Here is a 26,378-nt window from a genome sequence, read left to right as displayed (position 1 = left end):
GCCTGCCGACCGCCGGTCAGGATTCGGGCTGGTACCCGATGAGCCAGCGGATGCCGTAGCGGTCGACCAGCGTGCCGTTCCAGTCGCCCCACGGGCGACGCTGGAGCGGGTCGATGACCCTGCCGCCCACCGAGAGGTCGGCGAACCACCCGGTCAGCGTCGATGCGTCCGCGGTGCCGAGCAGGGAGAAGAACATCCCTCCCATCTGCACGGCGTCGGCATCGATGCCGGCATCCGCGCCCGAGAGATCCACGACGCCCTCGAGCATCGCGTGCGCGATCGCGTCGGACGGGCCGTCGTGCCGATCGAACTGCGCGTAGTCGAACAACCGCAGCTCGCCGCCGAACACCGACTGGTAGAACCGCATCGCCTCCGCGGCGTTGCCGGGGAACAACAGGTACGGGGTCAGTCCGCTCATGCGGCCGAGTGTAGCGCGCGGGCTACAGCTCGACGCCGACGAGCACCGGCTCCGGCTGCAGCACGAGTCCGAACTCGGCGTGCACCCTGCTCTGGATGAACCGCGCCAGCTCCGCGACCTCGCCCGCCGTCGCGCCACCGCGATTCGTCAGAGCCAGCGCGTGCTTGGTGGAGACAGACGCCCGCGAACGGGGCAGCTTGAAGCCCTTGCGGATGCCGGCCTGCTCGATGAGCCAGGCGGCGCTGACCTTGACGTCGGGCGCCTCGGTCTTCGCCTGCGGCACGAGGCCGTCGTACGAGGCGAGCGGGATCACGGTCACCGTGTCGAGGTCGGGGGCCACGGGCCAGCGCGGGCACTCCGGCGGAAGGCCCCGCGCCACGGACTCCGGCACGATGGCGTTCTGGAAGAACGAGCCGACGCCATGGGTGTCGGGGTCCGCGTCGTCGAGCAGCATCCCCTTGGACGCGCGCGTGGCGAGGATGCGCTCGCGCACCCAGCCCAGCGGCACGGGAGCGTCGTCCTGGAGCGCGAGAGCGCGGCGCAGCTGCTCGCCGCGCACGATGCGCTCTCCGGCGACGAGAAGGTCGACGGTCACCGAGAGGATGACGGCGCGGCGCAGGGGCTCGCCGCCGTAGTGGTGCTTCAGGACAGAGGTGCGGAACCCGAGACCGAGCTCGGATGCCGGTACGGTCGAGATCTCGCCGGTGGCCTCGTCGATGAGTTCGACCTCGACGAGCGTCTCCTGGATCTCCTGACCATAGGCGCCGATGTTCTGCACCGGCGCGGCTCCGACTGTTCCGGGGATGCCGCTCATGGCCTCGAGCCCCGCGTAGCCGCGCTCGACCGCATAGGCGACGAAGGCGTCCCACCCGTGGCCGGCCTGCGCCCGAAGGCGGATGCGACCGGCGTGCGGGGAGGGCAGTTCCTCGATGCCCTCGGTGCGCACCCGGATCACGGTGCCCTCGAAGGGCTCGTCTCCGACGAAGAGGTTGGAGCCGCCGCCGAGCACGAACCACGGATCGCGGCCTGACCAGGTGTCGCGCAGCACGTCGACCAGCTCGGCGGTCGTCGAGGCCTCGCGCATCCGCTCGGGGGCAGCGCCGGTGCGCAGCGTCGTCAGCTGCGCGAGCGGGATCGACTCGATGTCGTGCACCTCGGACGCCCCCATCAGACGGCGACGCGCAGCTGCGCTTTGACCAGCACGGTGACCTCGTCGAAGGTGACCTTCAGGTCGATGCGCGCGGAGGTCTCGTCGACGGCGCCGACGGTCGCGACGACGTGCAGGTCGGCACCGGTCTGCGGGTCGACCACGACGGGCTTGGTGAAGCGCACGCCGTAGTCGAGGACCTTCGCCCCGGGCTCGAGCGCGGCGACCACCACCGACGAGGCGATGCCCATCGTGAGCATGCCGTGCGCGAGCACTCCGGGGAGGCCGACGGATGCCGCGACATCATCGCGGTAGTGGATGGGGTTGAAGTCTCCGGATGCTCCGGCGTAGCGCACGAGCGATTCGCGGGTCAGGTGCACGGTGCGCTCGGCGATCACGTCTCCGACGGTGTAGCCCATCAGGCGACCTCTCCCTTGTCTGCACCGTCTTCATCCGCGCCGACCAGCAGCACGCTGGTGGCGGTCACGACATGAGCGCCCGTCGCATCCGTGATCTCCGCCTCGCTGGTGATCATCGCGTTGCCGCCCATCATGCGGATGCCCGTGACACGGAGCTGTCCGGTGAGCTCGTCGCCCGCCACGATCGGACGGGTGTAGCCGAACCGCTGCTCCGCATGGATCGTGCGGGCGAGGACGATCCCGGAGTCCTCCAGGGCGAGGAGCTGCTGGAGTGTGTGGTCCTGGATCACCATCGCGAAAGTGGGCGGTGCCACGACGTCGGCGAAGCCCAGCGCACGAGCGGCCTCGACGTCGGTGTGCTGCGGGGCGTCGGCGAAGACCGCGCGGGCGAACTCGCGCACCTTCTCGCGTCCGACGAGGTACGGGGCGGTCGGCGGGAACTCCCGGCCGACAAGATCTTGGTTCACTGCCACCCCTCGATCCTACCGAGCCGCGGCAGTCAGTCCTTCTTGCGCCCGCGGATCGCCTTCATCGCCATCTGCACCGCGATCACGACGAGGTATGCCGCGAACAGGATGTTGCCGGTGAACGGATCGATCAGCGTCGCGAGCCAGGCGCCCAGCGCCGTCGTCGTGCAGGCCGAGAATCCGACGACGGCAGCCGCCACGAGATCGACGTTGCGATTGCGGATGTTGCCGATCGTGCCGGAGATGGCGGTCGGGATCATCATGAGCAGCGAGGTGCCCTTGGCCACGAGATCGCTCGTGCCGAAGGCGAGCATCAGGACCGGAACGACGATCACGCCGCCCCCGACGCCGATCAGACCCGCCAGGATGCCGGTGACGACTCCGACGGCGACGAGTGCGAGACCGTTGAGCAGTTGCAGATCGAACGTGGCCTCGCGGGACGGGATCACCAGGAACAGGCTCACGATCACGACCACGAGGAAGCCGACGAAGAACCATCGCAGCGTCGTCTGCGAGATCTTGGGCAGCAGGCGGGTGCCGATCTGTGCACCCACGACCGAGCCTGCCGCGAGGATGAGGGCCGGTATCCAGGCGACCGAGCCGTGGATCGCGTACGACACCACTCCGACGGCGGCGGTCGGCACGATCGCCGCGAGCGATGTGCCGGCCCCGAGCCGCTGGTTGAAGTGCAGGAACAGGACGAGCAGCGGGACGATGACGGTGCCGCCGCCGACGCCGAAGAGTCCGGAGAGGAGCCCGGCGAGCAGGCCGATGCCGATGAACGCGGCGTAGGCGCGAGGCCCTCGGTTCCGGGTCTCTGCATCGCTCACCGGATCAGCCTACTCGCGCCGTCGCCCTGCTCCTGCCGTCACACCTCCGCATCGGCCTTGATCGGCACCGAGATCGACTCGGTCAGCGCCTGCTCGTACCGACGCTGGCGCCGCCGCAGCCACAGCCCGCCGGCGACGAGGAGCGCCAGCACGATGTAGGCCGTCGCGGCGAACGGCTGGACGAACAGCGTCGACAGGTCGCCCTGGCTCAACTGCAGCGCCTTGCGGAGATACTCCTCCCCCATCGGCCCCAGGATCATGCCGACCACGAGCGGAGCCACCGGATAGCCGTACCGTCGCATGAAGTAGCCGAGCACTCCGATGATAGCCAGGATCAGGATGTCGACGACCGCGAAGTTCAGCGCGTACGCGCCGAAGGCGGCGAACAGCAGGATGCCCGCATACAGATACGGCCTGGGGATCTGCAGCAGCTTCACCCACATGCCGACGAGCGGCAGGTTGAGGACGATGAGGATGACGTTGCCGACGTACAGGCTCGCCACCAGCGCCCAGACGAGTGCCGGCTGGTTCTGGAACAGCTGCGGTCCCGGCTGCAGGCCGTACGCCTGGAAGGCGACGAGGATGATCGCCGCGGTCGCGGTCGTGGGCAGCCCCAGCGTGAGCAGAGGGACGAGCACCCCGGCCGCCGCCGCGTTGTTCGCGGACTCGGGGCCGGCGACCCCCTCGATGGCTCCGCGGCCGAACTCGCTCTTGTGCCGCGAGAGATTGCGCTCGGTGGCGTACGACAGGAACGTCGCGACGTCCGCCCCGCCCGCGGGGATCGTGCCGATCGGGAAGCCGATCGCCGTGCCGCGCAGCCAGGGCTTCCACGAACGCTTCCAGTCGCTCTTGGTCATCCAGTTGCGCCACCCGCGGGTGACCGGGATCACATCGATGCCGCCGTGGCGCAGGCGAGCCGCGATGTACAGCGTCTCGCCCACGGCGAAGAGCCCGACCGCGACGAGCACGATGTCGATCCCGTCCGACAGCGGCAGCAGTCCCAGCGTGTAGCGCTGCTGGGCCGTGAGGGTGTCGGTGCCGACCAGGCCGAGGAACAGGCCCACCCCGAGCGACATCATCCCGCGCGGGACGGAGCTGCCGATCAGGGCCCCGACCGTGATGAACGCGATCACGATGAGCGCGACGTAGTCGGCCGGGCCGAGGTTGACGGCGAACTGCGCCAGCACGGGTGCGAGCAGAGTGAGACCGACGGTGGCGATGGTGCCGGCGACGAACGAGCCGATCGCGGCGGTGGCGAGGGCGGCGGCCCCGCGCCCCAGCTTCGCCATCCTGTTGCCTTCGATGGCCGTGACTATCGATGCCGATTCACCCGGCGTGTTCAGCAGGATGCTGGTGGTGGAGCCGCCGTACATGCCGCCGTAGTAGATGCCCGCGAAGGTGATCAGTGCCGCGGTGGGGTCGAGCGTGTAGGTGAGCGGCAGCAGGAGCGCGACGGTCATCGCCGGCCCGATGCCGGGGAGCACGCCGACCGCCGTTCCCACCAGCACTCCGAAGAAGGCGAACACGAGGTACTGCGGCTGCAGCGCCGTCGCGAAGCCGTCGAGAAGCAGGGCCCAGCTGTCCATCAGAACACCTCCCCGAGCCATCCGAGAGCCGGTCCCCAGGGCAGCGACAGCCCCATCAGGCCCCCGAAGACCACCTGGATCACCAGACTGACGCCGAGCCCGATGACGAAGGCCAGCCACCAGCGCCTGGCACCGAGCGACCACGCGACCACGCCGAAGAGCACGGTGGCCGCCGGCGCCCAGCCGATGACGTCGATCAGCAGCAGATGGGCGACCACGGCTCCGACGATCTTCGCGATCGTGAGCCAATCGGTCTTGGCGTCGGGGTCGATGTCCTCGCCCTCCTCGACCTCCGCGCGCTCTCCGCGCAGCACGCTGACGAGAACGGCCACGGCCGAGCCCAGCAGGATGATCGAGACGAAGATCGGGAAGATCGTCGGCCCGGCTTCCACCCCGACCGGGACGTGGATCGTGACGACACCCACCAGCGCGAAGACGCCGAGGGCCAGCATGAGGAGAGCGAAGACGAGTTCTCCGAGGGGAACCCGCGGGGCGGGCCGAGTCGCCTCGGCCCGCCCGCTCACCCCGAGGATCGGGGTCTCCATGTCAGATCAATCCGATGTTCTCGAGCGTGCCGGTCACATCGGTGATGTTCTTCTTGAGGAAGCTGTCGAACTCGTCGCCGGTCAGGAAGGCATCCGCCCAGCCCTTGGTCTCGAGCTCGTCCTTCCAGGCGCCGGAGTCGTGCATCTCGGTGACGATCCGCTCCAGCTCGGCGCGCTCCGCGTCGGAGATGCCTCCGGGAGCGATCACACCGCGCCAGTTGGTGAGCTCGACGTCGAACCCCTCGTCGGTGATGGTCGGCACGTCCGGAAGAGACGCGACCGGCTCGGCACCCGAGACCGCCAGCGCCCGCATCGAGCCGTCCTCGATGTACTGGAGGAACTCACCGACACCGGAGATGCCTGCGGCGACCTTGTCGCCCACGAGGAGCGAGACGGCCTCGCCACCCCCGGAGTTCGGTGTGTAGTTGAGCTTCTCGGGGATCTCGTCCGCGTCGAGTCCGGCGGCTTCGAGGAGGAGGCCGGCGAGGATGTGATCGGCACCACCCGCTGAACCGCCGGTCACCGTCACCTCCTGGCCCTTCTCGACGATGTCGTCGACGAGATCCTCGAGGGTGTCGTACTTCGAGCTCTCCGGCACCACGATGACGAGCGACTCATCGGTGAGCCGGGCGATCGGGGTGGTGTCCTCGAGTCGCACCGTCGACGCGTTCGTCTCGATCGCACCGACCATCACGAGGCCCATGACCATGAGGGTCGCCGGGTCCTTCTCGTTCGCGAGCTGGGCGAGCCCGACCGTACCGCCCGCCCCTCCGACATTCGAGACGGGGGCGGATCCGACGATCTCGTCGGCGGCCAGAACCTGCGACATCGCGCGGCCGGTCTGATCCCAGCCGCCACCGGGGTCGGCCGGGACGATGATCTTGACATCCTCGATGGCCGCGGCGTCGTCGCCTCCCCCGCCTCCGCTGCCCGACCCCGTGCTTCCCCCGGCGCATGCCGTCAATGCCAATGCGGCGGCCGCGAAGGCGGCTGTGGCCGCCACCAGACGTGTGTGCTTCATGTGCGCTCCTCCTTGAGCGTCGGTGTTGCTGTCGGTTCACTCTGGAGGGACGGGTGCGGGTGTTCAAGCTTCGGAAACCATTGGTCGGAGTTCTGAAACTATTGTTCGCGAACGCTGCCGGAGACCCCTCGCCGTCCGTCACGCGAGCGACGAGAATGATCGGGTGGCCTCGAAGATGACGCTCCGAGTGCAGCTCCTCGTCCTGCAGGCGCTGATCGTGTTCCTGGTGACGCTCGCGACCGGCATCGTCGCAGGCGCCCTGCAGGAGCAGGCGCTGCGCGAGTCGTACAAGGACCGCATGCAGGCCGTCGCCCAGTCGATCGCGTCGCTCCCCACCGTCCGCGAGGCGTTCGACGATGCAGACCCGTCGTCGACCATCCAGCCGATCGCCGAGGTGATCCGTGAGGCGTCGGACCTCGCATACGTGGTGGTGGCGAACGCCGACGGCATCCGCTATTCCCACCCGAATCCCTATCGGATCGGCGAGAAGGTCTCGACGGATCCGTCCATCCCGCTCGCGGGGGAGATCTACGTCGGCACCCAGACCGGCACGCTCGGAACGTCCTGGCGCGTCAAGGTGCCGGTCTTCGCGGATGACGGGGCGGTCATCGGCACGGCATCGGTCGGGATTCTCGAGTCGGAGCTGAACGACGAGTTCATGCGGAACCTCGCCTGGCTGATCTCGGCGATGCTCGCCGCCGCCGTGCTCGGTGTGTTCGGCTCGGCGTGGGTGACCTCGGTGATCCGTCGTCGCATCTACCTGCTCGAACCGGATCAGATCGCGGCCCTCGTGAAGAATCAGGAGACCACGCTGCACGGTCTGAGCGAGGGTGTGATCACAGTGAACGCAGCCGGTCGGATCACGCTCGTGAACGATGCCGCCGCCCGCTTCCTCGACAAGGACGCCGCGGAACTCGACGGTGCGGATGCCGCATCCGCGCTCGGTGAAGACCTCCACACGGCCCTCCGCGAAGGTGAGGACGCCGGGCGGCCGGTGATCGTCGGACCGCACGTGCTCGTCGCTCGCAGCACAGGGAGCAGGCACGACGGCGTCGACGTCGAGGCCACTCTCCTGCTGCGCGATCACACCGAGCTGCATGACGTGGTCCGGCGGGTGGAGGCCGCGGATGCCATCATCGCGTTCCGCCAGCGGTTCGGGCTGCCGAAGGGGCTCAGTGCGGAGACCCTCGATCGCGTCGCCACCGCGCTCGTCACCCGCCCCGACGCGTCGGCGACCGAGATCGGCGCCGACGTGCAGATCTCGCGGGTGAGCGCCCGGCGATACCTCGAGCACCTGGCGAGTTCGGGCCGGGCGATCCGTACCCTCGACTATTCGACGAAGGGCCGCCCGAGCACGCGCTACCGGGCCAACGACACCGTCTGAGGTTCCGCCTCCACAACGCCGTACCCCTGGTACGCAGTGCCGTGGTATGCGAAACTGAATGCCAGCGCGCGCCGCCGCCGCCCACCCGGATCGAAGGAGATCTCATGGTTCGCAGCACCTACCCCGACGTGGAGATCCCGGCGGTCTCCGTGTACGACTACCTGTTCGGCGATCTCGATGAGAGCCGGCTCGACGCGACCGCTCTCATCGACGGGACGAGCGGCGCGGAGACCACCTATCGGCAGCTGATCACCCAGATCGACCTCTTCGCCGGCGCCCTCGCGGCACGGAACGTCGGCGTCGGCACCCGCGTCGGCGTGCTCTGCCCGAACGTCCCGGCGTTCGCGACCGTCTTCCACGGCATCCTCCGTGCGGGGGCGACCGCGACGACGATCAACTCGCTCTACACGGCCGATGAGATCGCGAACCAGCTCACCGACGCCGAGGCGGAGTGGCTCATCACCGTGTCGCCGCTGCTCGCCGGCGCGGAAGCCGCGGCCGCGAAGGTCGGCATCGACGCCGACCACCTCATCGTGCTCGACGGCGCCGACGGGCATCCGTCCCTCGCAGCACTCCTGGGTGAGGGGCATACGGCACCGGACGTCGCCTTCGACCCGGCGGAGCACCTCGCCGTGCTCCCCTACTCATCAGGGACGACGGGTCGCCCCAAAGGCGTCATGCTCACGCACCGGAACCTCGTCGCGAACGTCAGCCAGTGCCGCTCGACGATCTCGCTGGCCGACGACGACCGCGTCCTCGCGGTCCTCCCTTTCTTCCACATCTACGGCATGACGGTGCTGCTCAACTTCGCGCTGCGTCAGAGAGCCGCCCTCGTGACGATGCCGCGTTTCGACCTCACCGACTTCCTGCGCGTGGTCGCAGAGCACCGCACCAGCTGGGTGTTCATCGCCCCGCCGATCGCGGTGGCACTGGCCAAGCATCCGCTGGTCGACGAGTACGACCTGTCGTCCATCAAGGTGATCTTCTCCGGCGCCGCTCCCCTCGACGGGGCGCTCGCCTCGGCGGTGGCGACGCGGCTCGGGTGCACGGTGTGCCAGGGGTACGGCATGACGGAGACCAGCCCCGTGACCCACGCGATCCCCGCCGGGAGCCACGACATCGACCGCTCCTCGGTCGGGCTGCTGCTCAGCGGCACCGAGGCCCGGCTGCTCGATCCCGAATCGGGAGCCGATGTCGCCGTGCCCTCGGACGGCGTGAGCGAACCCGGCGAACTGCTGATCCGCGGTCCGCAGGTGATGAAGGGCTATCTCAACCGGCCGGATGCCACGGCGGAGATGCTCGACGCCGACGGCTGGCTGCACACGGGAGACGTCGCGACAGTCACCCACGACGGCATCTTCCGGATCGTTGACCGCCTCAAGGAGCTGATCAAATACAAGGGCTATCAGGTCGCCCCCGCTGTGCTGGAGGCCGTGCTGCTCGAGCATCCGGCGATCGCGGACGCCGCCGTCATCGGCGCCCAGGACGATGACGGCCAGGAGGTGCCGAAGGCTTTCGTCGTGCGGCAGGCGGATGCCGACCTCGACGCGGATGCCGTCATGGCGCATGTCGCCGCGCACGTCGCCCCGCACGAGAAGGTGCGTCAGGTGGAGTTCATCGACGCCATCCCGAAGTCCGCATCCGGCAAGATCCTCCGCAAGGATCTGCGCGCGCGCTGACGCTCCACCCCCGCCCGCAGCAACGACGAAGCCCGCCACCCCGGAAGGGGCGGCGGGCTTCGTCGTGAGAGGTGCTTACTTCTCGACAGCGTCCTCGGCGGCAGCCTCGGCTGCTTCGCCCTCGGCCTGCGACTCGGCACCGGCGTCAGCGGCCGGCGTCTCCTCGGCGGGGGTCTCCTCGGCGGGAGCCTCCTCGGCGACCTCGGCGGGCTTCTCCGCCTTCGGAGCGGCAGCGGCCGTCTTCTTGGCCGACTTCGGCTTCGGGTTGACGGGCTCGAGGACGAGCTCGATCACAGCCATCGGAGCGTTGTCGCCCTTGCGGTTGCCGACCTTCGTGATGCGGGTGTAGCCACCCTCACGGTCGGCGACCAGCGGCGCGATCTCGGCGAAGAGCGTGTGCACGACGCTCTTGTCGCCGATGACCGACAGCACGCGACGACGCGCGTGCAGGTCGCCGCGCTTCGCGAACGTGATCAGACGCTCGGCGAGCGGACGAAGGCGCTTGGCCTTGGTCTCGGTCGTCTTGATCGACTTGTGGGTGAACAGAGCCGCCGCGAGGTTGGCAAGCAGCAGGCGCTCGTGCGCGGGGCCGCCTCCGAGGCGGGGACCCTTAGTGGGCTTGGGCATAATCGTCTAACTCCTGGTCAGAAAGGTCGGGTATCAGAAGGACTCGTCTTCGCTGCCGCCGTAGAAGTGGGCACCGTCGAAACCGGGCACCGAATCCTTGAGCGACAGACCGAGCGAGATGAGCTTGTCGCGCACCTCGTCGACCGACTTCTGGCCGAAATTGCGGATGTTCATGAGCTGCGTCTCCGAGAGGGCGACGAGCTCCGAAACAGTGTTGATGCCCTCACGCTTCAGGCAGTTGTACGAGCGGACCGACAGGTCGAGGTCCTCGATCGGCATCGACAGCTCGCTGGAGTTCACAGCCTCCACCGGCGCCGGGCCGATCTCGATGCCCTCGGCCTCGACGTTCAGCTCGCGAGCGAGACCGAACAGCTCGGTGAGCGTCTTCGCAGCCGAAGCGACGGCGTCGCGGGGGCTGATCGACGACTTGGTCTCGACGTCCAGGACGAGCTTGTCGAAGTCGGTGCGCTCACCGGCACGAGTCGCCTCGACGCGGTAGCTGACCTTGAGGACCGGCGAGTAGATCGAGTCGATCGGGATCTGACCGGCCTCGGCGTACTCGTTGCGGTTCTGCGTCGCCGAGACGTAGCCGCGGCCGCGCTCGATCGTGAGCTCGAGCTCGAACTTCGCGGTCTCGTTGAGAGTCGCGATGACGAGCTCGGGGTTCTGGACCTCGACACCGGCCGGAGCCGAGATGTCAGCGGCGGTCACTTCGCCCGCACCGGTCTTGCGCAGGTAGGCGGTGATGGGCTCGTCGCGCTCCGAGGAGACGACGAGCTGCTTGATGTTGAGGATGATCTCGGTGACATCCTCCTTCACGCCGGGGATGGTGCTGAACTCGTGCAGCACGCCGTCGAGACGAACGCTGGTGACAGCGGCGCCGGGGATCGACGACAGCAGGCTGCGACGCAGCGCGTTGCCGATCGTGTATCCGAAGCCGGGCTCCAGAGGCTCGATGATGAACCGGCTACGGTTCTCGACGATCTTTTCCTCGGTCAGTGTGGGACGCTGTGCAATGAGCACTCTGTGTTCCTTTCGATCACATGCCCGCTATATGACATGTGGTGTGGTGAGGTCTTCAATTGTGGAAGTCGATGCCCGCACGCGGGCGTCGAGTCGCCCGACCCGACATGGCTCCGTGAGCCTGTCGCAGGGCGGGCGACTCGACAAGCGTTGTCAGACGCGGCGACGCTTCGGCGGGCGGCAACCGTTGTGCGCCTGCGGGGTGACGTCCGAGATCGAACCGACCTCGAGGCCGGCGGCCTGGAGCGAGCGGATCGCGGTCTCGCGGCCGGAGCCCGGACCCTTCACGAAGACGTCGACCTTCTTGACGCCGTGCTCCTGCGCCTGACGCGCAGCGGACTCGGCGGCGAGACCTGCCGCGTACGGGGTCGACTTGCGGGAGCCCTTGAAGCCCACGCCACCCGACGAAGCCCAGCTGATGACAGCGCCGGACGGGTCGGTGATCGAGACGATCGTGTTGTTGAACGTCGACTTGATGTGGGCCTGGCCCAGCGCGATGTTCTTCTTTTCCTTGCGGCGCGGCTTGCGCGCGGCGGCCTTGGGTGCAGCCATGAAAGTGTTCTCCTAGTCCCTGGGGCCCCGCTTAGCGGGCCTTCTTCTTGCCTGCGACGGTGCGCTTCGGGCCCTTGCGGGTACGGGCGTTGGTCTTGGTGCGCTGACCACGGACCGGGAGACCACGACGGTGGCGGATGCCCTCGTAGGAGCCGATCTCGACCTTGCGGCGGATGTCTGCGGCGACCTCGCGGCGCAGGTCACCCTCCACCTTGTAGTTGCCTTCGATGTGGTCGCGGAGGGCGATCAGCTGGTCGTCGCTGAGGTCCTTCACGCGGATGCTCTCATCGATGTCCGTCGCCTTGAGGATCTCGACCGAGCGGGTACGGCCGACGCCGTAGATGTAGGTAAGGGCGATCACCACGCGCTTGTCGCGCGGGATGTCAACGCCGGCAAGACGTGCCATGCGGTTCTCCTGGATGTAGTGGAGGTATGGAACAGGATCGGTGCCCGGGCCTCCGCCCCGAGGTGTCAGCCTCGACAGTTCCGCCGGTCACCCGGTCGCTGAGCCTGTCGAAGCGTCTGATCCTGCCGTTTCGTATTGAGTTGTGAGATGTGCGCGAGCGAGCCGCGCAGCGCAGGTCAGCCCTGGCGCTGCTTGTGACGCGGGTTGCTCTTGCAGATCACCATGACGCGGCCGTGACGACGGATCACCTTGCAGTGATCGCAGATCGGCTTGACGCTGGGGTTGACCTTCATGATGTTTCCTTATCGCTGTCTTCGTACCGCCCCGTGACCGAGGCAGGCCGTTACTTCTCGACCGATCAGCGGTAGCGGTAGACGATACGTCCGCGGGTCAGGTCGTAGGGGCTGAGCTCCACGACCACGCGGTCCTCGGGGATGATGCGGATATAGTTCTGCCGCATCTTTCCGGAGATCGTTGCCAGGACCTTGTGTCCGTTGCTGAGCTCAACGCGGAACATCGCGTTGGGCAGAGCCTCGGAGATCACGCCCTCGATCTCGATGACACCGTCTTTCTTAGCCATAGCCTCGCTGACGCTTCTGCAGACCGGTCGATCTGCGGTGGGTGGGTGGTGTGCGGTGCCGCACCGATCGGACACGCCGAATCAAGGCACAAGGCACCAAAGATCTATGTTATCCGACCCCGGAGCATCCGGCAACTCGAGCGGATGCGCGGGTGGAGGATCAACCGAGGAGCTTCTCCATCTCGGTGATCTCGCCGGCCTGAAGGTCGAGACGCTTGCCGTTGACCTCGATGGTCGGCGTGCCCGCGATCTCCTGAGCCTTGGTCTGATCCAGGACGAAGTCCATGTAGGTGCCGTCGGCGATGCAGTCCGCCGCCGCGCCGGCGCCCGCCTGTTCGGCGAATGCGGCGAGCTCCTCATCGCTGAGGCCGGCCGTGTTCTCCTCCGGCTGGTTGGCGAAGAGGAGGTTGAAGTAGTCGAGCGCGGCCTCCGGGGCCTTCTCGGCGACGCAGTACATCGCGCCGGCGGCCCGGGTGGAGAACTGCGTGTTCTGCGAGAAGCGGTCGAGGATCGAGACCGGGTGGATGTTCAGCGTGATCGTGCCGTCGGCCGCGGCGGCCTGCAGCTTCTCGCCGTACTGGTCCTCGAAGGTGCCGCAGATCGGGCACATGAAGTCGACGAAGGTGTCGACCTCGTCCTCGCCGTCGCCGAACGAGATGGCACCGGTCTCCTCGTTGATGATGTCGCTCTTCGGAGCGACGCCGGGAGCCGTGGCCTGGTTGTTGAGGAACACCACGAGACCACCGAGCACGACCAGCACCACGACCACGGCGATGGAGACGCCGATCGCGAACCAGTTCGTGTTGCTCTTCGCCGCTGCCATTACTTTCCGATCTCTCGAGGCTCGACCCCGAACGGGGCGAGTCCGGCCTTTCCGCCATCGGGCGCGGTCAGCACCCAGATACCCCCATCATGCAGGGCCACGCTATGTTCCCAATGTGAGCCGTCTGTGCCGTCGACGGTCGTGACGGTCCAGTCATCGTCTTCGATATAGGTCGCCTCACCTCCTGCGGTCACCATCGGCTCGATCGCGAGGACGAGTCCCGGCCTGACGTCCGCGCCGCGGTCCGGCGTGCGGTAGTTGAAGACGCTCGGCGCCTCGTGCATCTTGCGCCCGATGCCATGGCCGACGTACTCGCGGAGGATGCCGTAGGGCTCCCCCGACACCGCCGACGGCCCCTGGGCCTCGATGTACTCCTGGATGGCCGCACCGATCTCGTCGATCGAGTCCACCGCTGCCATCGCGGCGATCCCCGCCCACATCGAGCCCTCCGTGACGCGCGAGAGCTCCTCGCGCTGCGCCACCAGCTCCGGGCGCTCGGGATCCGGGACGACGACCGTGATCGCGCTGTCGCCGTTCCAGCCCTGGAACTGTGCACCGCAGTCCACCGAGACGATGTCTCCGGGGCGCAGCACGCGGTCGCCAGGGATGCCGTGCACGACCTGCTCGTTCACGGACACGCACACGGTGTGGTGGTACCCGCGCACGAGCTGGAAGTTCGACTCGGCTCCACGATCGAGGATCGTGCGGTTCGCCGCGGCATCCAGCTCCAGTGTGGTGACACCGGCCCTGATCAGCGGACGCACGGCATCGAGAGCCGCCGCCGTGATGAGTCCAGGCTCGACCATGGCTCGAAGCTGAGCCGGGGTCTTGTAGATCGACCGGCGGAACATCGCGAGGCCTCAGGCCGCGAGGCGCAGGCCGCGAGCGGCCAATGCGGCGGAGATGCGCTCGGTGATCTCGTCGAGCGACCCGACCCCGTCGATCCGGTCGACGATGCCCTTGGCACCGTAGACCTCGATGATCGGAGCCGTCTCGTGCTCGTAGATGTCCAGACGGTGCGCGATGGCCGCGTCCGTGTCGTCCGAACGCCCCTGCTCGGCGGCGCGCAGACCCAGGCGAGCGATGCTCTCCTCGCGCGGCACCTGGAGCAGGATGACGGCATCGAGCGCCTCGCCGCGTCCTGCGAGGAACTCCTCGAGGTGCGCGACCTGGGCCACGTTACGGGGGTATCCGTCGAGGAGGAAGCCGTTCGCGGCATCCGCCTGCGACAGACGGTCGCGCACGATCTCGCTCGTCAGCTCGTCCGGAACGAGGTCGCCCTTGTCGAGGATCGCCGTGACCTGCTGGCCGAGGGGCGTCCCCTCCTTGATGTTCGCCCGGAAGATGTCACCGGTCGACACGACCGGGATGCCGTAGGACTCGGCGATGCGCACGCCCTGCGTGCCCTTTCCGGAGCCCTGCGGGCCGACGATGAGAAGACGTGCGGATGCTGTCATCGGAGAAGCCCTTCGTAGTGACGCTGCTGCAGCTGTGCATCGATCTGCTTCACCGTCTCGAGGCCGACGCCGACGATGATGAGGATCGAGGCGCCACCGAACGGGAAGTTCTGGTTGGCGCCGACAGTGGCCAGGGCGATCAGCGGGATGAGCGCGATCAGGCCGAGGTACAGCGAGCCGGGGAGCGTGATGCGGGTGAGGACGTAGTCGAGGTACTCGGCCGTCGGACGACCGGCACGGATGCCGGGGATGAACCCGCCGTACTTCTTCATGTTGTCCGCGACCTCGACAGGGTTGAACGTGATCGCGACGTAGAAGTAGGTGAACCCGATGATCAGCAGGAAGTACGCCGCCATGTAGACCGGGTGGTTGCCCGTGGTGAAGTTCGCGCTGATCCACGTGACCCAGGGCGCCGGCACGGAGCCGTCCTGCGGGGTGTTGAACTGCGCGATGAGCGCCGGGATGTACAGCAGCGACGAGGCGAAGATCACGGGGATCACACCCGCCATGTTCACCTTGATCGGGATGTAGGTGTTCGTGCCGCCGTAGGTGCGGCGGCCCACCATCCGCTTGGCGTACTGCACGGGGATCCGTCGCTGCGACTGCTCGACGAAGACGACGAGACCCATCACGACGATTCCGACCAGGAGCACGAGCAGGAACACCTCGAAGCCCTTGGTCTGCCAGATGAGGCCCATGGCGCCGGGGAACGTCGCGGCGATCGAGGTGAAGATCAGCAGGGACATGCCGTTGCCGATGCCGCGCTCGGTGACGAGCTCGGCGAACCACATGATGAGTCCGGTGCCGGCGGTCATCGCCATGATGATGAGCAGCTGCGCCCACCACACGTCGTTGGTCAGGAGCTGCTGGCAGGCGGCGAGGTCGGTCGTGCCGAAGAGCTGGCCGCTGCGGGCGACGGTGACGAGCGTGGTCGACTGGAGCAGCGCGAGCGCGATGGTGAGGTAGCGCGTGTACTGGGTCAGCTTGGCCTGGCCGGCCTGACCCTCCTTGTGCAGCGCCTCGAAGTGCGGGATGACCACGCGGAGGAGCTGCGTGATGATCGTCGCGGTGATGTACGGCATCACGCCCAGCGCGAAGATCGACAGCTGGAGGAGCGCGCCGCCCGAGAAGAGGTTGACGAGTCCGAGCAGTCCGTCGGTGCCGGAGTTGGCCGCGAGGCACTCCTCCACGTTCGGGAAGTTCACGAACGGTGCGGGGACGTTGGAGCCGAGTCGGTAGATCGCGACGATGGCGAGAGTGAAACCGATCTTCCGACGCAGGTCGGGCGTGCGGAAGATCCGCGCGATGGCGCTGAACAAGAACGTTCCTCCTGAAAAGTTGCCGATTCCCGAAGGACGGCTGAAAGACCAGGGTAACCCATCCGGGAACCCCGGACTGCGTGGGCCGAACCTGACCCGCGTGGTGTAACCACAAGAGGGGCCGGAGAATCTCCGGCCCCTCTTGTGCGGTGGTTACTTGACGGAACCGCCCGCAGCCACGATCTTCTGCTCGGCGGAACCCGAGACCTTGTCGACCGCGACGGTGAGCTTCACGGCGATGTCGCCGTTACCGAGAACCTTGACCTTCTCGTTCTTGCGAACGGCGCCCTTGGCGACCAGGTCGGTGACGGTGACGTCGCCGCCCTTCGGGTACAGCTCCGCGAGCTTCTCCAGGTTCACGACCTGGTACTCGACGCGGAACGGGTTCTTGAACCCGCGCAGCTTCGGGGTGCGCATGTGCAGAGGCATCTGCCCACCCTCGAAGCCGACGCGAACGGTGTTGCGAGCCTTGGTGCCCTTGGTGCCGCGACCGGCGGTCTTGCCCTTGGAGCCCTCACCGCGACCCACACGGGTCTTCGCGGTGTTGGATCCGGGGACCGGACGCAGGTGGTGCACCTTCAGCACGCCGGGGCGGGATGCCGGAGCATCCTTCTTCGGCGCAGCCTTCTTGGCGGCGGGCTTCTTGGCGGGAGCGTCGGCCTTGGCGTCGGCGGCGGCGGACGTGGCCGGCGCCTTCTTCGCAGCGGGCTTCTTCTCTGCCGTCTTCGCAGCCGGCTTCTTCTCGGCGGCAGCCTTGGGAGCGGCAGCCTTCTTCGGGGCCTTCTCGGCCTCGACGGCGTCGTTCTTCTCAGCCATTAGTCGATCTCCTCAACCTTGACGAGGTGGGCGACGGTCTTGACGTAGCCGCGCGTCTGCGCGTCGTCGGGGCGCACGGTGCTGTCACCGATGCGCTTCAGACCGAGGCTGCGCAGCGTGTCACGCTGGTTCTGCTTCTCGCTCACCTTGGACTTGACCTGCGTGACCTTGAGGCGCGAAGCCATCAGGCACCTACCTTCTGTGCGGCGATGGCGTCAGCCTCCGCACGGACGAGACGCGCCGGAGCAACCTGGTCGAACTCGAGGCCACGGCGTGCGGCGACCGCACGAGGCTCCTCGAGCTGCTTCAGGGCAGCGACGGTCGCGTGCACGATGTTGATCGTGTTCGACGAGCCGAGCGACTTCGACAGCACGTCGTGGATACCGGCGCACTCGAGCACGGCGCGGACCGGACCACCGGCGATGACACCGGTACCGGCAGCGGCCGGACGAAGCAGGACCACACCGGCGGCCGCCTCACCCTGCACCGGGTGCGGGATCGTGCTGCCGACGCGCGGAACGCGGAAGAAGTTGCGCTTGGCCTCTTCGACACCCTTCGAGATCGCCAGGGGGACCTCACGGGCCTTGCCGTAGCCGACGCCGACCAGACCGTTGCCGTCACCGACGACCACGAGGGCGGTGAAGCTGAAGCGACGACCACCCTTCACGACCTTCGAGACGCGGTTGATGGTGACGACGCGCTCCAGGAACTGGTTGTCACCACGGTCGCGCGAGTTGCGGTCGCGGCCACCCTGGTTGCGGTCACCACGGCCGCCGCGGCGGCCGTCGCGCTGATCGCGAGCCGGCTCAGCCTGCGTGGTGCCGGCAGCCGTCTCGGAAGTGGCAGCAGCCGCTTCGGTCACTTCGTTCTCCTTGTTGTCACTCACAGTGCCAGACCCCCCTCGCGGGCGCCGTCGGCGATGGCGGCGACACGACCGGCGTAGCGGTTGCCGCCACGGTCGAACACTGCCTCGGAAACGCCGGCAGCCTTCGCACGCTCGGCGAGAAGCTCGCCGACCTTGCGGGCCTTGGCGGTCTTGTCACCCTCGAGCGAGCGCAGGTCGGTCTCGAGCGTCGAAGCCGACGCGACGGTGTGACCCTTGCTGTCGTCGACAAGCTGCACGAAGACGTGGCGAGCCGAACGGTTGACGACGAGGCGCGGACGCACCTCGGTGCCGACGACCTTCTTGCGAAGGCGGGCGTGACGACGCGCGCGGGCGTCAGACTTTGACTTGAGAGCCATGGTTACTTACCACTCTTTCCGGCCTTGCGACGCACGTTCTCGCCGGCGTAGCGCACACCCTTGCCCTTGTACGGCTCGGGCTTGCGGATCTTGCGGATGTTGGCAGCTGCCTCGCCGACAGCCTGCTTGTCGATCCCGCTGACGGTGAGCTTGTTGGTGCCCTCGACCGTGAGCGTGATGCCGGCGGGCGGGTCGATGAGGACCGGGTGCGAGAAGCCGAGGGCGAACTCGACCGAGCTGCCCTTCTGCGCCACGCGGTAACCGGTGCCGACGACCTCGAGACCCTTGGTGTAGCCCTGGGTCACGCCGATGATGTTGTTGTTGATGAGCGTGCGGGTCAGGCCGTGAAGCGACCGCGACTCGCGCTCGTCGTCGGGGCGGGAGACCAGAACCTGGTTCTCCTCGACCGCGACCTCGATGGGGCTGGCCACCGTGAGGGTGAGTTCACCCTTGGGGCCCTTCACCGCGACCTCACGGCCGTCGACCGAAACGGTGACGCCCGCAGGCACGTCGATGGGAAGTCGTCCAATACGCGACATGAGGGATTACCACACGTAGGCGAGAACTTCTCCGCCCACGCCCTTCTGCTCAGCCTGACGGTCGGTGAGAAGACCGGAGGAAGTGGACAGGATGGCCACGCCGAGGCCGCCGAGCACCTTGGGGAGCTCCGTCGACTTCGCGTACACGCGAAGACCGGGCTTCGACACGCGCTTGATGCCGGCGATCGAGCGCTCACGGTTCGGGCCGTACTTCAGCGACAGCGTGAGGTTCTTCCCGACGCGGGCGTCAGAGGTCTCCCAGCCGGCGATGTAGCCCTCCTGCTGGAGGATCTCGGCGATGTGCGTCTTGAGCTTGCTCGACGGCAGGGTCACGGAATCGTGGTGCGCCGAGTTCGCGTTGCGCAGACGGGTCAGCAGATCTGCGACCGGGTCTGTCATTGTCATTGTTGTTTTCCTTTGTTCATGAGGTTCCGGCTGCCGTTACACGACAGACGGCCTGCGATGACACGCAATCTTCAATTGTACGTGCAGTTCGACAGGCTCAGTGACCGATGGTCACTGAGCCTGTCGAATGATCACGCCTGTGCGTCTTCCGAGCGGAACGGGAAGCCGAGGTGACGGAGCAGAGCCCGACCCTCTTCATCCGTCTTCGCGGTGGTGACGACGGTGATGTCGAAACCGCGAACCCGGTCGATCTTGTCCTGATCGATCTCGTGGAACACGCTCTGCTCCTGGAGACCGAAGGTGTAGTTGCCGTTCCCGTCGAACTGCTTGCCCGAGAGGCCGCGGAAGTCGCGGATACGGGGCAGTGCGAGCGAGACGAGGCGGTCGACGAACTCCCACGCGCGGTCACCGCGGAGGGTGACGTGCGCACCGATGGCCTGGCCCTCACGCAGCTTGAACTGCGCGATGGACTTGCGGGCCTTCGTGACGATCGGCTTCTGGCCGGTGATCTTGGTGAGATCGTCGACCGCGCCGTCGATCACCTTGCTGTCGCGAGCTGCCTCGCCGACACCGGTGTTCACGACGACCTTGACCAGGCCGGGGATCTGCATGACGTTCGCGTAACCGAACTCGTCCTGCAGCGCCTTCTTGATCTCGGCGTTGTACTTCTGCTTCAGGCGCGGCTGGATCTTGCCAGCCGGCGCGGCAGTGTCGGTGCTCATCAGAGGTCCTTACCGCTCTTCTTCGCGAAGCGCACGCGGACGGTGCGCTTGACGCCGTCCTTGGTCTTCTCCTCGACCCGGTGGCCGACCTTGGTCGGCTTCTTGGTCGAAGGGTCGACGACGGCGACGTTCGAGATGTGGATGGAGGCCTCGACGGTCTCGAGGCCACCGGTCTTCGTGCCACGCTGCGTCTGGCCGACGCGCGTGTGCTTGGTGACGTAGTTCACGCCTTCGACGATGACGCGGTTCTTCTCGGCGAGGACCTCGAGGACCTTGCCCTGCTTACCGCGATCGCCGCCACGCTCCTGCGTGGCTCCGGTGATGACCTGAACCAGGTCACCCTTCTTGATCTTCGCCATGACTAAATAACCTCCGGCGCGAGCGAGACGATCTTCATGAACTTCTTGTCGCGAAGCTCACGACCGACCGGTCCGAAGATACGGGTGCCGCGGGGCTCCCCGTCTGCCTTCAGGATGACGGCGGCGTTCTCGTCGAACTTGATGTACGAGCCGTCGGGACGGCGCGTCTCCTTCTTGGTGCGGACGATGACCGCCTTGACGACGTCGCCCTTCTTCACGTTGCCACCGGGGATCGCGTCCTTGACGGTCGCGACGATGGTGTCGCCGAGACCGGCGTAACGACGCTTCGATCCGCCGAGCACGCGAATCGTGAGCAGCTCCTTGGCGCCGGTGTTGTCGGCGACCTTGAGGCGGGACTCCTGCTGGATCACTTGGCCTTCTCCAGAATCTCCACCAGGCGCCAGCGCTTGGTGGCGCTCAGCGGGCGGGTCTCGTTGATGAGGACCAGGTCGCCGATGCCGGCGGTGTTCGCCTCATCGTGCGCCTTGACCTTCGAGGTGCGGCGGATGACCTTGCCGTAAAGCGGGTGCTTCACGCGGTCCTCGACCTCGACCACGATGGTCTTGTCCATCTTGTCGCTGACGACGTAGCCACGACGCGTCTTGCGGTAACCGCGGGCTGCGGCGTCGCGGACGTCGTGCTCGGACGACTCGTGTCCGGCGGCCTGCGTCTCCGCAGTCGCTTCCTTCTTGGTGGCCATCACTCAGCCTCTTCCTTCACGGCGTCGTCGGCGGAGTCCGCCTTCTTCGCCTTCGACTTGGTCGCCTTCTTCGCCGGAGCCTCGACCGGAGCGGGCGTCGCACGGATGCCCAGCTCGCGTTCGCGGATCACGGTGTAGAGACGCGCGATGTCGCGCTTGACGGCGCGGATGCGGCCGTGGCTCTCCAGCTGGCCGGTGGCCGACTGGAAACGGAGGTTGAACAGCTCCTCCTTGGCCTTGCGCAGCTCCTCAACGAGGCGCTGGTCTTCGAACGTGTCGAGCTCTGCCGGAGCGAGCTCCTTGGTGCCGATCGCCATTACGCGTCGCCCTCCTCGCGCTTGATGATGCGTGCCTTGAGAGGCAGCTTGTGAATGGCACGGGTCAGTGCCTCGCGGGCGAGCTCTTCGCTCACACCGCCGACCTCGAAGAGGACGCGACCCGGCTTGACGTTGGCGACCCACCACTCGGGGGAACCCTTACCGGAACCCATGCGGGTCTCGGCAGGCTTCTTCGTGAGCGGACGGTCCGGGTAGATGTTGATCCACACCTTGCCGCCACGCTTGATGTGACGGGTGACCGCGATACGAGCGGACTCGATCTGACGGTTCGTGACATACGCAGGCGTGAGCGCCTGGATGCCGAACTCGCCGAACGAGACCTTCGTGCCGCCGGTGGCCTGACCCGAACGACCCGGGTGGTGCTGCTTGCGGAACTTGACCTTACGGGGGATGAGCATTATGCCGACGCTCCTTCTGCGACAGGTGCCTCGTTGCGCGGCGCGCGGCGGCGGTCGCCACCACGGTCGTCACGACGGGCCTTGGGTGCATTGGCCTGCTCGCGAGCGAGCTCCTTTGCGGTCAGGTCACCCTTGTAGATCCAGACCTTCACGCCGATGCGGCCGAAGGTGGTCTTCGCCTCGTAGAAGCCGTAGTCGATGTTCGCGCGCAGCGTGTGCAGCGGCACACGACCCTCGCGGTAGAACTCCGAACGGCTCATCTCGGCGCCGCCGAGGCGGCCGGAGACCTGGATGCGGATGCCCTTGGCGCCGGCGCGCTGAGCGCCCTGCAGACCCTTGCGCATCGCACGACGGAACGCCACACGAGCAGAGAGCTGCTCGGCGATGCCCTGTGCGACGAGCTGAGCGTCGGCCTCGGGGTTCTTGACCTCGAGGATGTTCAGCTGGATCTGCTTGCCCGAGAGCTTCTCGAGGTCGCCGCGGATGCGCTCGGCCTCGGCGCCACGACGACCGATCACGATGCCCGGACGGGCGGTGTGGATGTCGACGCGGACGCGGTCACGGGTGCGCTCGATCTCGATGTTCGAGACACCGGCACGGTCGAGCTGCGTCTTCAGCAGGTTGCGGATCTTGATGTCCTCGGCCACGTAGTCGGCGTAACGCTGACCCGGCTTCGTCGAATCAGAGAACCAGCGCGAGACGTGGTCCGTCGTGATGCCGAGGCGGAAGCCGTACGGGTTTACCTTCTGTCCCATTACTTGCTCGCCTTCTTCTTGCTGTCGCCCGCAGCGGCCGGAGCCGCCTCAGGCGTCGAGAGCACGACCGTGATGTGGCTCGTGCGCTTCTTGATCTGGAAAGCGCGACCCTGTGCACGGGGCTGGAAACGCTTGAGCGTCGTACCCTCGTCCACGTACGCGTTGGCCACGTACAGGTCCTGCTCGTCGAGGAACTCCCCGTCGCGATCCGCCTTGACCTGCGCGTTGGCCATGGCCGACGCGACAAGCTTGTAGATCGGCTCACTGGCGCTCTGCTGTGCGAACTTCAGGATCGCCAGAGCCTCCTGGGCCTGCTTGCCCTTGATGAGCGCGACGACACGACGAGCCTTCTGAGGGGTCACGCGGATGTGTCGCACGCGTGCGATCGATTCGACCATTAGCGGCGCCGCCCCTTCTTGTCGTCCTTCTCGTGGCCGCGGAAGGTGCGGGTGGGCGCGAACTCGCCCAGCTTGTGACCGACCATGGTCTCGGACACGAACACAGGGATGTGCTTGCGTCCGTCGTGGACCGCGATCGTGTGACCCAGCATGGCCGGGATGATCATGGACCGACGGGACCAGGTCTTGATGACGTTCTTGGTGCCGGCTTCGTTCTGCACGATGACCTTGCGAAGCAGGTGATCGTCGACGAAGGGGCCCTTCTTAAGACTGCGAGGCATCTTCTCTTACTCCTACTTGCGCTTCTTGCCGGCGTTACGACGACGCACGATGTACTTGTCGCTTTCCTTGTTGGCGTGACGGGTACGACCCTCAGCCTGGCCCCAGGGGGTGACGGGGTGACGTCCACCGGACGTCTTGCCCTCTCCACCACCGTGCGGGTGGTCGACCGGGTTCATCGCGACACCACGCACGGTCGGGCGGACGCCCTTCCAGCGCATGCGGCCGGCCTTGCCCCAGTTGATGTTCGACTGCTCGGCGTTGCCGACCTCGCCGATGGTCGCGCGGCAGCGCGCATCGACGTTGCGGATCTCGCCCGAGGGCAGACGCAGCTGGGCGTAGGGGCCGTCCTTCGCGACGAGACGCACGGATGCGCCCGCCGAGCGAGCCATCTTCGCGCCGCCACCGGGGCGGAGCTCGATCGCGTGGATGACGGTACCCGTCGGGATGTTCTTCAGCGGGAGGTTGTTGCCCGGCTTGATGTCCGCCCCGGCGCCCGACTCGACGACGTCGCCCTGCTTCAGCTTCGCCGGCGCGAGGATGTAGCGCTTCTCGCCGTCGAAGTAGTGCAGCAGCGCGATGCGCGCGGTGCGGTTGGGGTCGTACTCGATGTGAGCGACACGGGCATCGACGCCGTCCTTGTCATTGCGACGGAAGTCGATGACGCGGTACTGGCGCTTGTGGCCACCACCGATGTGACGGGTCGTGATGCGGCCCTGGTTGTTGCGACCACCGGTCTTCGAGAGCGGGCGCAGCAGCGACTTCTCCGGCGTCGATCGGGTGATCTCGGCGAAGTCAGCCACCGACGAGCCGCGACGGCCCGGGGTCGTGGGCTTGTACTTGCGAATAGCCATGATTGTCCTTATCCCCCGGATCAGCCGATTGCCGTGAAGATGTCGATGGTGCCCGACTTCAGGGTGACGATGGCGCGCTTGGTGTCCTTGCGCTTGCCGGTTCCGAAGCGGGTGCGGCGAGCCTTGCCGACGCGGTTGAGAGTGTTGACCCCAGCGACCTTGACGCCGAAGATCTTCTCGATGGCGAGCTTGATCTCGGTCTTCGAAGCGCGCGGGTCGACGAGGAAGGTGTACTTGCCTTCATCGATGAGCCCGTAGCTCTTCTCGGACACGACCGGCTTCAGGATGATGTCGCGCGGGTCCTTGTTCAGGGCCGTCTGGAGAACAGATGCCTGCTCGCTCATGCGGAGACCTCCTGGTTGGCGCCGGACTTGGAGGCGATGAAGCCCTCGAGCGCGGCCTGGGTGAAGACGATGTCGTCAGAGACGAGAACGTCGTAGGCGTTGAGCTGGTCGAACGTCAGCACGTGCAGGTTCGACAGGTTGCGGATGCTCTTCAGCGTCACGTCGTCGTTGCGCTCGATCACGACGAGCACGTTCTTCGACGACACGACGTTCGTGAGGAAGTTCACGGCGGTCTTGGTCGAAGGCGTGCCGTCGATCCCGAAGGACTCGATGGCGTGGATGCGGTCGCCGCGGAAGCGGTCGCTGAGCGCGCCCAGGAGGGCGGCGGCGATCATCTTCTTGGGCGTGCGCTGCGAGTAGTCGCGCGGCTTCGGGCCGTGGACGATGCCACCGCCGGTCATGTGCGGCGCGCGGATCGAGCCCTGACGGGCGTTACCCGTGCCCTTCTGCTTGAAGGGCTTGCGGCCGGCACCGGAGACCTCACCGCGACGCTTGGTCGAGTGGGTGCCCTGGCGAGCCGCCGCGAGCTGCGCAACGACGACCTGGTGGATGAGCGGGATGTTCGTCTTGACGTCGAACAGAGCGGCGGGAAGCTCGATGGAGCCTGCCTTCTTGCCGTCTGCCTTGAGGACGTCGAGCGCGAGAGTGGAGTCAGCCATGATCAGGCACCCTTCACTGCGTTGCGGACGTAGACGATGCGGCCACGAGCACCGGGGACGGCGCCCTTGACGAGCAGCAGACCCTTCTCGATGTCGACGGCGTGCACCGTGAGGTTGAGGACGGTCACGCGCTCGCCACCCATACGGCCGGCCATGCGCATGCCCTTGAAGACGCGGCTCGGAGTCGACGATGCGCCGATGGAGCCGGGCTTGCGGTGGTTGCGGTGCGAACCGTGGGATGCCGAGACGCCCTTGAAGTTGTGGCGCTTCATGACACCCGCGGTGCCCTTGCCCTTGCTCGTGCCGACGACGTCGACGAGCTGGCCGGCTTCGAAGGTGCCTTCGACCGTGAGCTCCTGACCGAGCGAGTACTCGGCAGCATCCGCGGTGCGGATCTCGGTGACGTGACGACGCGGCGTGACGCCGGCCGCTTCGAAGTGAGCCGTGAGGGGCTTGTTGACCTTGCGCGGGTCGATCTGGCCGTACGCGATCTGGACGGCGTTGTAGCCGTCCTTCTCGGGCGTGCGGACCTGGGTGACCACGTTCGGCGCGAGTTCGATGACGGTGACGGGAACGAGCTTGCCGCTCTCGTTCCACACCTGGGTCATGCCGAGCTTCGTGCCCAGCATGCCCTTGGAAACCTTGGAGTTGATGTCAGCCATGTCGAACCTCAGAGCTTGATCTCGATGTTGACATCGGCCGGGAGGTCGAGACGCATCAGCGAGTCGACGGCCTTGGGCGTCGGGTCGACGATGTCGATCAGACGCTTGTGGGTGCGCATCTCGAAGTGCTCGCGGCTGTCCTTGTACTTGTGCGGCGACCGGATGACGCACACGACGTTCTTCTCGGTCGGAAGGGGCACGGGGCCGACGACGGTCGCGCCCGCACGGGTCACGGTGTCGACGATCTTGCGTGCGGACGTGTCGATGACCTCGTGGTCATACGACTTCAGGCGAATGCGGATCTTCTGTCCCGCCATTGTCTGCTCTCTCTCTTTAGGCGTCGTACCGTCCTGGGCCGGGTGACCCTGGGGCATTGGACGCACGTCGGCGCTGTTCGCGCCTTCGGCACTCGTCTTCTCGGGCCAGGGACCGGGGTTCCTGTGCCTGTCGAAGGGCTGCACCACTGTTCTCATGTCAGCCGCCTGTCTTCCGACATGCGGATGCCGACCTTCGCCGCGCACGGCGAACCCTCTCGGAAGAGGGTGTCGGGGATTTGTTCTGCTACCCGCGGCCTAGAACCCTGCACCATCCCGGAGGAGGCGCCGTCTATGCACTGCCCTGGCAG

Annotated in this window: 40 protein-coding genes; 2 read left to right on the top strand and 38 right to left on the bottom strand. The window is 66.9% G+C overall.

Annotated elements, in window-relative coordinates:
* Nucleotides 1–16: 16 nt before the first annotated feature.
* Genes DC434_RS12970 through DC434_RS12935 form a run of 8 tightly spaced genes read right to left on the bottom strand, consistent with a single transcriptional unit; the run spans nucleotide 17 to nucleotide 6,433 of the window.
* Nucleotides 17–418: a VOC family protein gene (locus DC434_RS12970; RefSeq protein ID WP_116635706.1), complete on the bottom strand. Its 402-nt coding sequence runs from the start codon at nucleotides 416–418 to the stop codon at nucleotides 17–19.
* A 22-nt stretch (nucleotides 419–440) separates the two neighbouring features.
* A complete protein-coding gene (locus DC434_RS12965; protein ID WP_116635947.1) occupies nucleotides 441–1,571 on the bottom strand; it encodes a UDP-N-acetylmuramate dehydrogenase in 1,131 nt (376 codons plus the stop codon).
* 14 nt (nucleotides 1,572–1,585) lie between these two features.
* Complete coding sequence (locus tag DC434_RS12960; protein WP_116635705.1) at nucleotides 1,586–1,984, bottom strand: MaoC/PaaZ C-terminal domain-containing protein; 399 nt, start codon at nucleotides 1,982–1,984, stop codon at nucleotides 1,586–1,588.
* Complete coding sequence (locus DC434_RS12955; RefSeq protein ID WP_116635704.1) at nucleotides 1,984–2,457, bottom strand: MaoC family dehydratase N-terminal domain-containing protein; 474 nt, start codon at nucleotides 2,455–2,457, stop codon at nucleotides 1,984–1,986. Before DC434_RS12955 ends, DC434_RS12960 begins: the two co-directional genes overlap by 1 nt.
* A gap of 26 nt (nucleotides 2,458–2,483) precedes the next feature.
* Entirely contained in the window at nucleotides 2,484–3,281 is a 798-nt protein-coding gene (locus tag DC434_RS12950) for a sulfite exporter TauE/SafE family protein (protein ID WP_116635703.1), read from the bottom strand.
* Nucleotides 3,282–3,319: 38 nt separating this feature from the next.
* Nucleotides 3,320–4,867, bottom strand: coding sequence for a tripartite tricarboxylate transporter permease (locus DC434_RS12945; RefSeq protein ID WP_116635702.1), 1,548 nt, complete (start codon nucleotides 4,865–4,867; stop codon nucleotides 3,320–3,322).
* Nucleotides 4,867–5,412 (bottom strand): tripartite tricarboxylate transporter TctB family protein, encoded by a 546-nt coding sequence (locus DC434_RS12940; protein WP_116635701.1) that lies wholly within the window; start codon nucleotides 5,410–5,412, stop codon nucleotides 4,867–4,869. Before DC434_RS12940 ends, DC434_RS12945 begins: the two co-directional genes overlap by 1 nt.
* 1 nt (nucleotide 5,413) lies before the next feature.
* Nucleotides 5,414–6,433 carry a tripartite tricarboxylate transporter substrate binding protein gene (locus DC434_RS12935; protein ID WP_116635700.1) on the bottom strand — a complete coding sequence of 340 codons (1,020 nt, stop codon included), beginning with the start codon at nucleotides 6,431–6,433 and terminating at the stop codon, nucleotides 5,414–5,416.
* 163 nt (nucleotides 6,434–6,596) lie between these two features.
* On the opposite strand from DC434_RS12935, the gene DC434_RS12930 reads away from it, so the two are divergent.
* Together DC434_RS12930 and DC434_RS12925 are read left to right on the top strand one after the other, a co-directional pair.
* Nucleotides 6,597–7,817, top strand: a complete 1,221-nt coding sequence (locus DC434_RS12930) for a PAS domain-containing protein (RefSeq protein WP_116635699.1) — start codon at nucleotides 6,597–6,599, stop codon at nucleotides 7,815–7,817.
* Nucleotides 7,818–7,921: 104 nt separating this feature from the next.
* Nucleotides 7,922–9,496, top strand: coding sequence for an AMP-binding protein (locus DC434_RS12925; protein WP_116635698.1), 1,575 nt, complete (start codon nucleotides 7,922–7,924; stop codon nucleotides 9,494–9,496).
* A gap of 75 nt (nucleotides 9,497–9,571) precedes the next feature.
* Here DC434_RS12925 and rplQ read toward each other — a convergent pair whose 3' ends face one another.
* The 30 genes from rplQ to rpsJ all read right to left on the bottom strand — a co-directional run bounded on the left by rplQ (nucleotide 9,572) and on the right by rpsJ (nucleotide 26,070).
* Complete coding sequence (gene rplQ, locus DC434_RS12920) at nucleotides 9,572–10,123, bottom strand: 50S ribosomal protein L17 (protein ID WP_116635697.1); 552 nt, start codon at nucleotides 10,121–10,123, stop codon at nucleotides 9,572–9,574.
* A gap of 33 nt (nucleotides 10,124–10,156) precedes the next feature.
* Nucleotides 10,157–11,146, bottom strand: a complete 990-nt coding sequence (locus DC434_RS12915) for a DNA-directed RNA polymerase subunit alpha (RefSeq protein WP_116635696.1) — start codon at nucleotides 11,144–11,146, stop codon at nucleotides 10,157–10,159.
* A 153-nt stretch (nucleotides 11,147–11,299) separates the two neighbouring features.
* Nucleotides 11,300–11,698, bottom strand: a complete 399-nt coding sequence (gene rpsK, locus DC434_RS12910; RefSeq protein ID WP_046013422.1) for a 30S ribosomal protein S11 — start codon at nucleotides 11,696–11,698, stop codon at nucleotides 11,300–11,302.
* A 31-nt stretch (nucleotides 11,699–11,729) separates the two neighbouring features.
* Nucleotides 11,730–12,104: a 30S ribosomal protein S13 gene (gene rpsM, locus DC434_RS12905; RefSeq protein WP_017201568.1), complete on the bottom strand. Its 375-nt coding sequence runs from the start codon at nucleotides 12,102–12,104 to the stop codon at nucleotides 11,730–11,732.
* 176 nt (nucleotides 12,105–12,280) lie between these two features.
* Nucleotides 12,281–12,397, bottom strand: a complete 117-nt coding sequence (gene rpmJ, locus DC434_RS12900; RefSeq protein WP_005050492.1) for a 50S ribosomal protein L36 — start codon at nucleotides 12,395–12,397, stop codon at nucleotides 12,281–12,283.
* Between the two features lie 65 nt (nucleotides 12,398–12,462).
* Nucleotides 12,463–12,684 (bottom strand): translation initiation factor IF-1, encoded by a 222-nt coding sequence (gene infA / locus DC434_RS12895; protein ID WP_017201569.1) that lies wholly within the window; start codon nucleotides 12,682–12,684, stop codon nucleotides 12,463–12,465.
* Nucleotides 12,685–12,844: 160 nt separating this feature from the next.
* Complete coding sequence (locus tag DC434_RS12890) at nucleotides 12,845–13,507, bottom strand: thioredoxin domain-containing protein (protein ID WP_116635695.1); 663 nt, start codon at nucleotides 13,505–13,507, stop codon at nucleotides 12,845–12,847.
* Nucleotides 13,507–14,358: a type I methionyl aminopeptidase gene (gene map / locus DC434_RS12885; protein WP_116635694.1), complete on the bottom strand. Its 852-nt coding sequence runs from the start codon at nucleotides 14,356–14,358 to the stop codon at nucleotides 13,507–13,509. Before map ends, DC434_RS12890 begins: the two co-directional genes overlap by 1 nt.
* A 9-nt stretch (nucleotides 14,359–14,367) precedes the next feature.
* A complete protein-coding gene (locus DC434_RS12880) occupies nucleotides 14,368–14,964 on the bottom strand; it encodes an adenylate kinase (protein WP_116635693.1) in 597 nt (198 codons plus the stop codon).
* Entirely contained in the window at nucleotides 14,961–16,283 is a 1,323-nt protein-coding gene (gene secY / locus DC434_RS12875) for a preprotein translocase subunit SecY (RefSeq protein ID WP_116635692.1), read from the bottom strand. The genes DC434_RS12880 and secY overlap by 4 nt, the downstream gene beginning before the upstream one ends.
* A 153-nt stretch (nucleotides 16,284–16,436) precedes the next feature.
* Nucleotides 16,437–17,099, bottom strand: coding sequence for a 50S ribosomal protein L15 (rplO, locus tag DC434_RS20355; protein WP_116635691.1), 663 nt, complete (start codon nucleotides 17,097–17,099; stop codon nucleotides 16,437–16,439).
* A complete protein-coding gene (gene rpmD, locus DC434_RS12865; protein WP_046013417.1) occupies nucleotides 17,099–17,284 on the bottom strand; it encodes a 50S ribosomal protein L30 in 186 nt (61 codons plus the stop codon). Before rpmD ends, rplO begins: the two co-directional genes overlap by 1 nt.
* A complete protein-coding gene (gene rpsE, locus DC434_RS12860) occupies nucleotides 17,284–17,961 on the bottom strand; it encodes a 30S ribosomal protein S5 (RefSeq protein WP_279303210.1) in 678 nt (225 codons plus the stop codon). Before rpsE ends, rpmD begins: the two co-directional genes overlap by 1 nt.
* Before the next feature lie 20 nt (nucleotides 17,962–17,981).
* Nucleotides 17,982–18,341: a 50S ribosomal protein L18 gene (rplR, locus tag DC434_RS12855; protein ID WP_029260926.1), complete on the bottom strand. Its 360-nt coding sequence runs from the start codon at nucleotides 18,339–18,341 to the stop codon at nucleotides 17,982–17,984.
* 2 nt (nucleotides 18,342–18,343) lie between these two features.
* Nucleotides 18,344–18,880 (bottom strand): 50S ribosomal protein L6, encoded by a 537-nt coding sequence (gene rplF / locus DC434_RS12850; protein WP_116635689.1) that lies wholly within the window; start codon nucleotides 18,878–18,880, stop codon nucleotides 18,344–18,346.
* Nucleotides 18,881–18,886: 6 nt separating this feature from the next.
* The gene (gene rpsH / locus DC434_RS12845) at nucleotides 18,887–19,285 is read right to left on the bottom strand and encodes a 30S ribosomal protein S8 (protein WP_046013414.1); all 399 of its coding nucleotides are present in this window, start codon (nucleotides 19,283–19,285) and stop codon (nucleotides 18,887–18,889) included.
* 131 nt (nucleotides 19,286–19,416) lie between these two features.
* Nucleotides 19,417–20,007, bottom strand: a complete 591-nt coding sequence (rplE, locus tag DC434_RS12840) for a 50S ribosomal protein L5 (protein WP_116635688.1) — start codon at nucleotides 20,005–20,007, stop codon at nucleotides 19,417–19,419.
* The gene (gene rplX / locus DC434_RS12835) at nucleotides 20,007–20,366 is read right to left on the bottom strand and encodes a 50S ribosomal protein L24 (RefSeq protein ID WP_116635687.1); all 360 of its coding nucleotides are present in this window, start codon (nucleotides 20,364–20,366) and stop codon (nucleotides 20,007–20,009) included. Before rplX ends, rplE begins: the two co-directional genes overlap by 1 nt.
* Nucleotides 20,367–20,368: 2 nt before the next feature.
* Entirely contained in the window at nucleotides 20,369–20,737 is a 369-nt protein-coding gene (gene rplN, locus DC434_RS12830) for a 50S ribosomal protein L14 (RefSeq protein WP_116635686.1), read from the bottom strand.
* Nucleotides 20,734–21,066: a 30S ribosomal protein S17 gene (gene rpsQ / locus DC434_RS12825; protein ID WP_116635685.1), complete on the bottom strand. Its 333-nt coding sequence runs from the start codon at nucleotides 21,064–21,066 to the stop codon at nucleotides 20,734–20,736. The genes rplN and rpsQ overlap by 4 nt, the downstream gene beginning before the upstream one ends.
* Nucleotides 21,066–21,383 (bottom strand): 50S ribosomal protein L29, encoded by a 318-nt coding sequence (gene rpmC / locus DC434_RS20420; protein ID WP_017829202.1) that lies wholly within the window; start codon nucleotides 21,381–21,383, stop codon nucleotides 21,066–21,068. Before rpmC ends, rpsQ begins: the two co-directional genes overlap by 1 nt.
* The gene (gene rplP, locus DC434_RS12815; protein WP_045278748.1) at nucleotides 21,383–21,802 is read right to left on the bottom strand and encodes a 50S ribosomal protein L16; all 420 of its coding nucleotides are present in this window, start codon (nucleotides 21,800–21,802) and stop codon (nucleotides 21,383–21,385) included. The genes rpmC and rplP overlap by 1 nt, the downstream gene beginning before the upstream one ends.
* Nucleotides 21,802–22,557: a 30S ribosomal protein S3 gene (rpsC, locus tag DC434_RS12810; protein WP_017201587.1), complete on the bottom strand. Its 756-nt coding sequence runs from the start codon at nucleotides 22,555–22,557 to the stop codon at nucleotides 21,802–21,804. The genes rplP and rpsC overlap by 1 nt, the downstream gene beginning before the upstream one ends.
* Nucleotides 22,557–22,955: a 50S ribosomal protein L22 gene (rplV, locus tag DC434_RS12805; RefSeq protein ID WP_116635684.1), complete on the bottom strand. Its 399-nt coding sequence runs from the start codon at nucleotides 22,953–22,955 to the stop codon at nucleotides 22,557–22,559. The genes rpsC and rplV overlap by 1 nt, the downstream gene beginning before the upstream one ends.
* Nucleotides 22,955–23,236, bottom strand: a complete 282-nt coding sequence (gene rpsS, locus DC434_RS12800; protein WP_116635683.1) for a 30S ribosomal protein S19 — start codon at nucleotides 23,234–23,236, stop codon at nucleotides 22,955–22,957. The genes rplV and rpsS overlap by 1 nt, the downstream gene beginning before the upstream one ends.
* Before the next feature lie 12 nt (nucleotides 23,237–23,248).
* On the bottom strand, nucleotides 23,249–24,088 hold the full coding sequence (gene rplB / locus DC434_RS12795) for a 50S ribosomal protein L2 (RefSeq protein ID WP_116635682.1): 840 nt from the start codon (nucleotides 24,086–24,088) through the stop codon (nucleotides 23,249–23,251).
* A gap of 20 nt (nucleotides 24,089–24,108) precedes the next feature.
* Nucleotides 24,109–24,432 carry a 50S ribosomal protein L23 gene (gene rplW, locus DC434_RS12790; RefSeq protein ID WP_017829206.1) on the bottom strand — a complete coding sequence of 108 codons (324 nt, stop codon included), beginning with the start codon at nucleotides 24,430–24,432 and terminating at the stop codon, nucleotides 24,109–24,111.
* Nucleotides 24,429–25,091 (bottom strand): 50S ribosomal protein L4, encoded by a 663-nt coding sequence (gene rplD / locus DC434_RS12785; RefSeq protein WP_116635681.1) that lies wholly within the window; start codon nucleotides 25,089–25,091, stop codon nucleotides 24,429–24,431. The genes rplW and rplD overlap by 4 nt, the downstream gene beginning before the upstream one ends.
* Before the next feature lie 2 nt (nucleotides 25,092–25,093).
* Entirely contained in the window at nucleotides 25,094–25,753 is a 660-nt protein-coding gene (gene rplC, locus DC434_RS12780; RefSeq protein WP_116635680.1) for a 50S ribosomal protein L3, read from the bottom strand.
* Nucleotides 25,754–25,761: 8 nt separating this feature from the next.
* On the bottom strand, nucleotides 25,762–26,070 hold the full coding sequence (gene rpsJ / locus DC434_RS12775) for a 30S ribosomal protein S10 (RefSeq protein ID WP_017201594.1): 309 nt from the start codon (nucleotides 26,068–26,070) through the stop codon (nucleotides 25,762–25,764).
* Nucleotides 26,071–26,378: the final 308 nt, after the last annotated feature.

This window comes from Microbacterium sp. TPD7012 (assembly GCF_003075395.1).
GTDB lineage: Bacteria > Actinomycetota > Actinomycetes > Actinomycetales > Microbacteriaceae > Microbacterium.
Note: the sequence above shows the minus strand (reverse complement) of the source record. Positions and strands in the feature narration are given on the sequence as shown.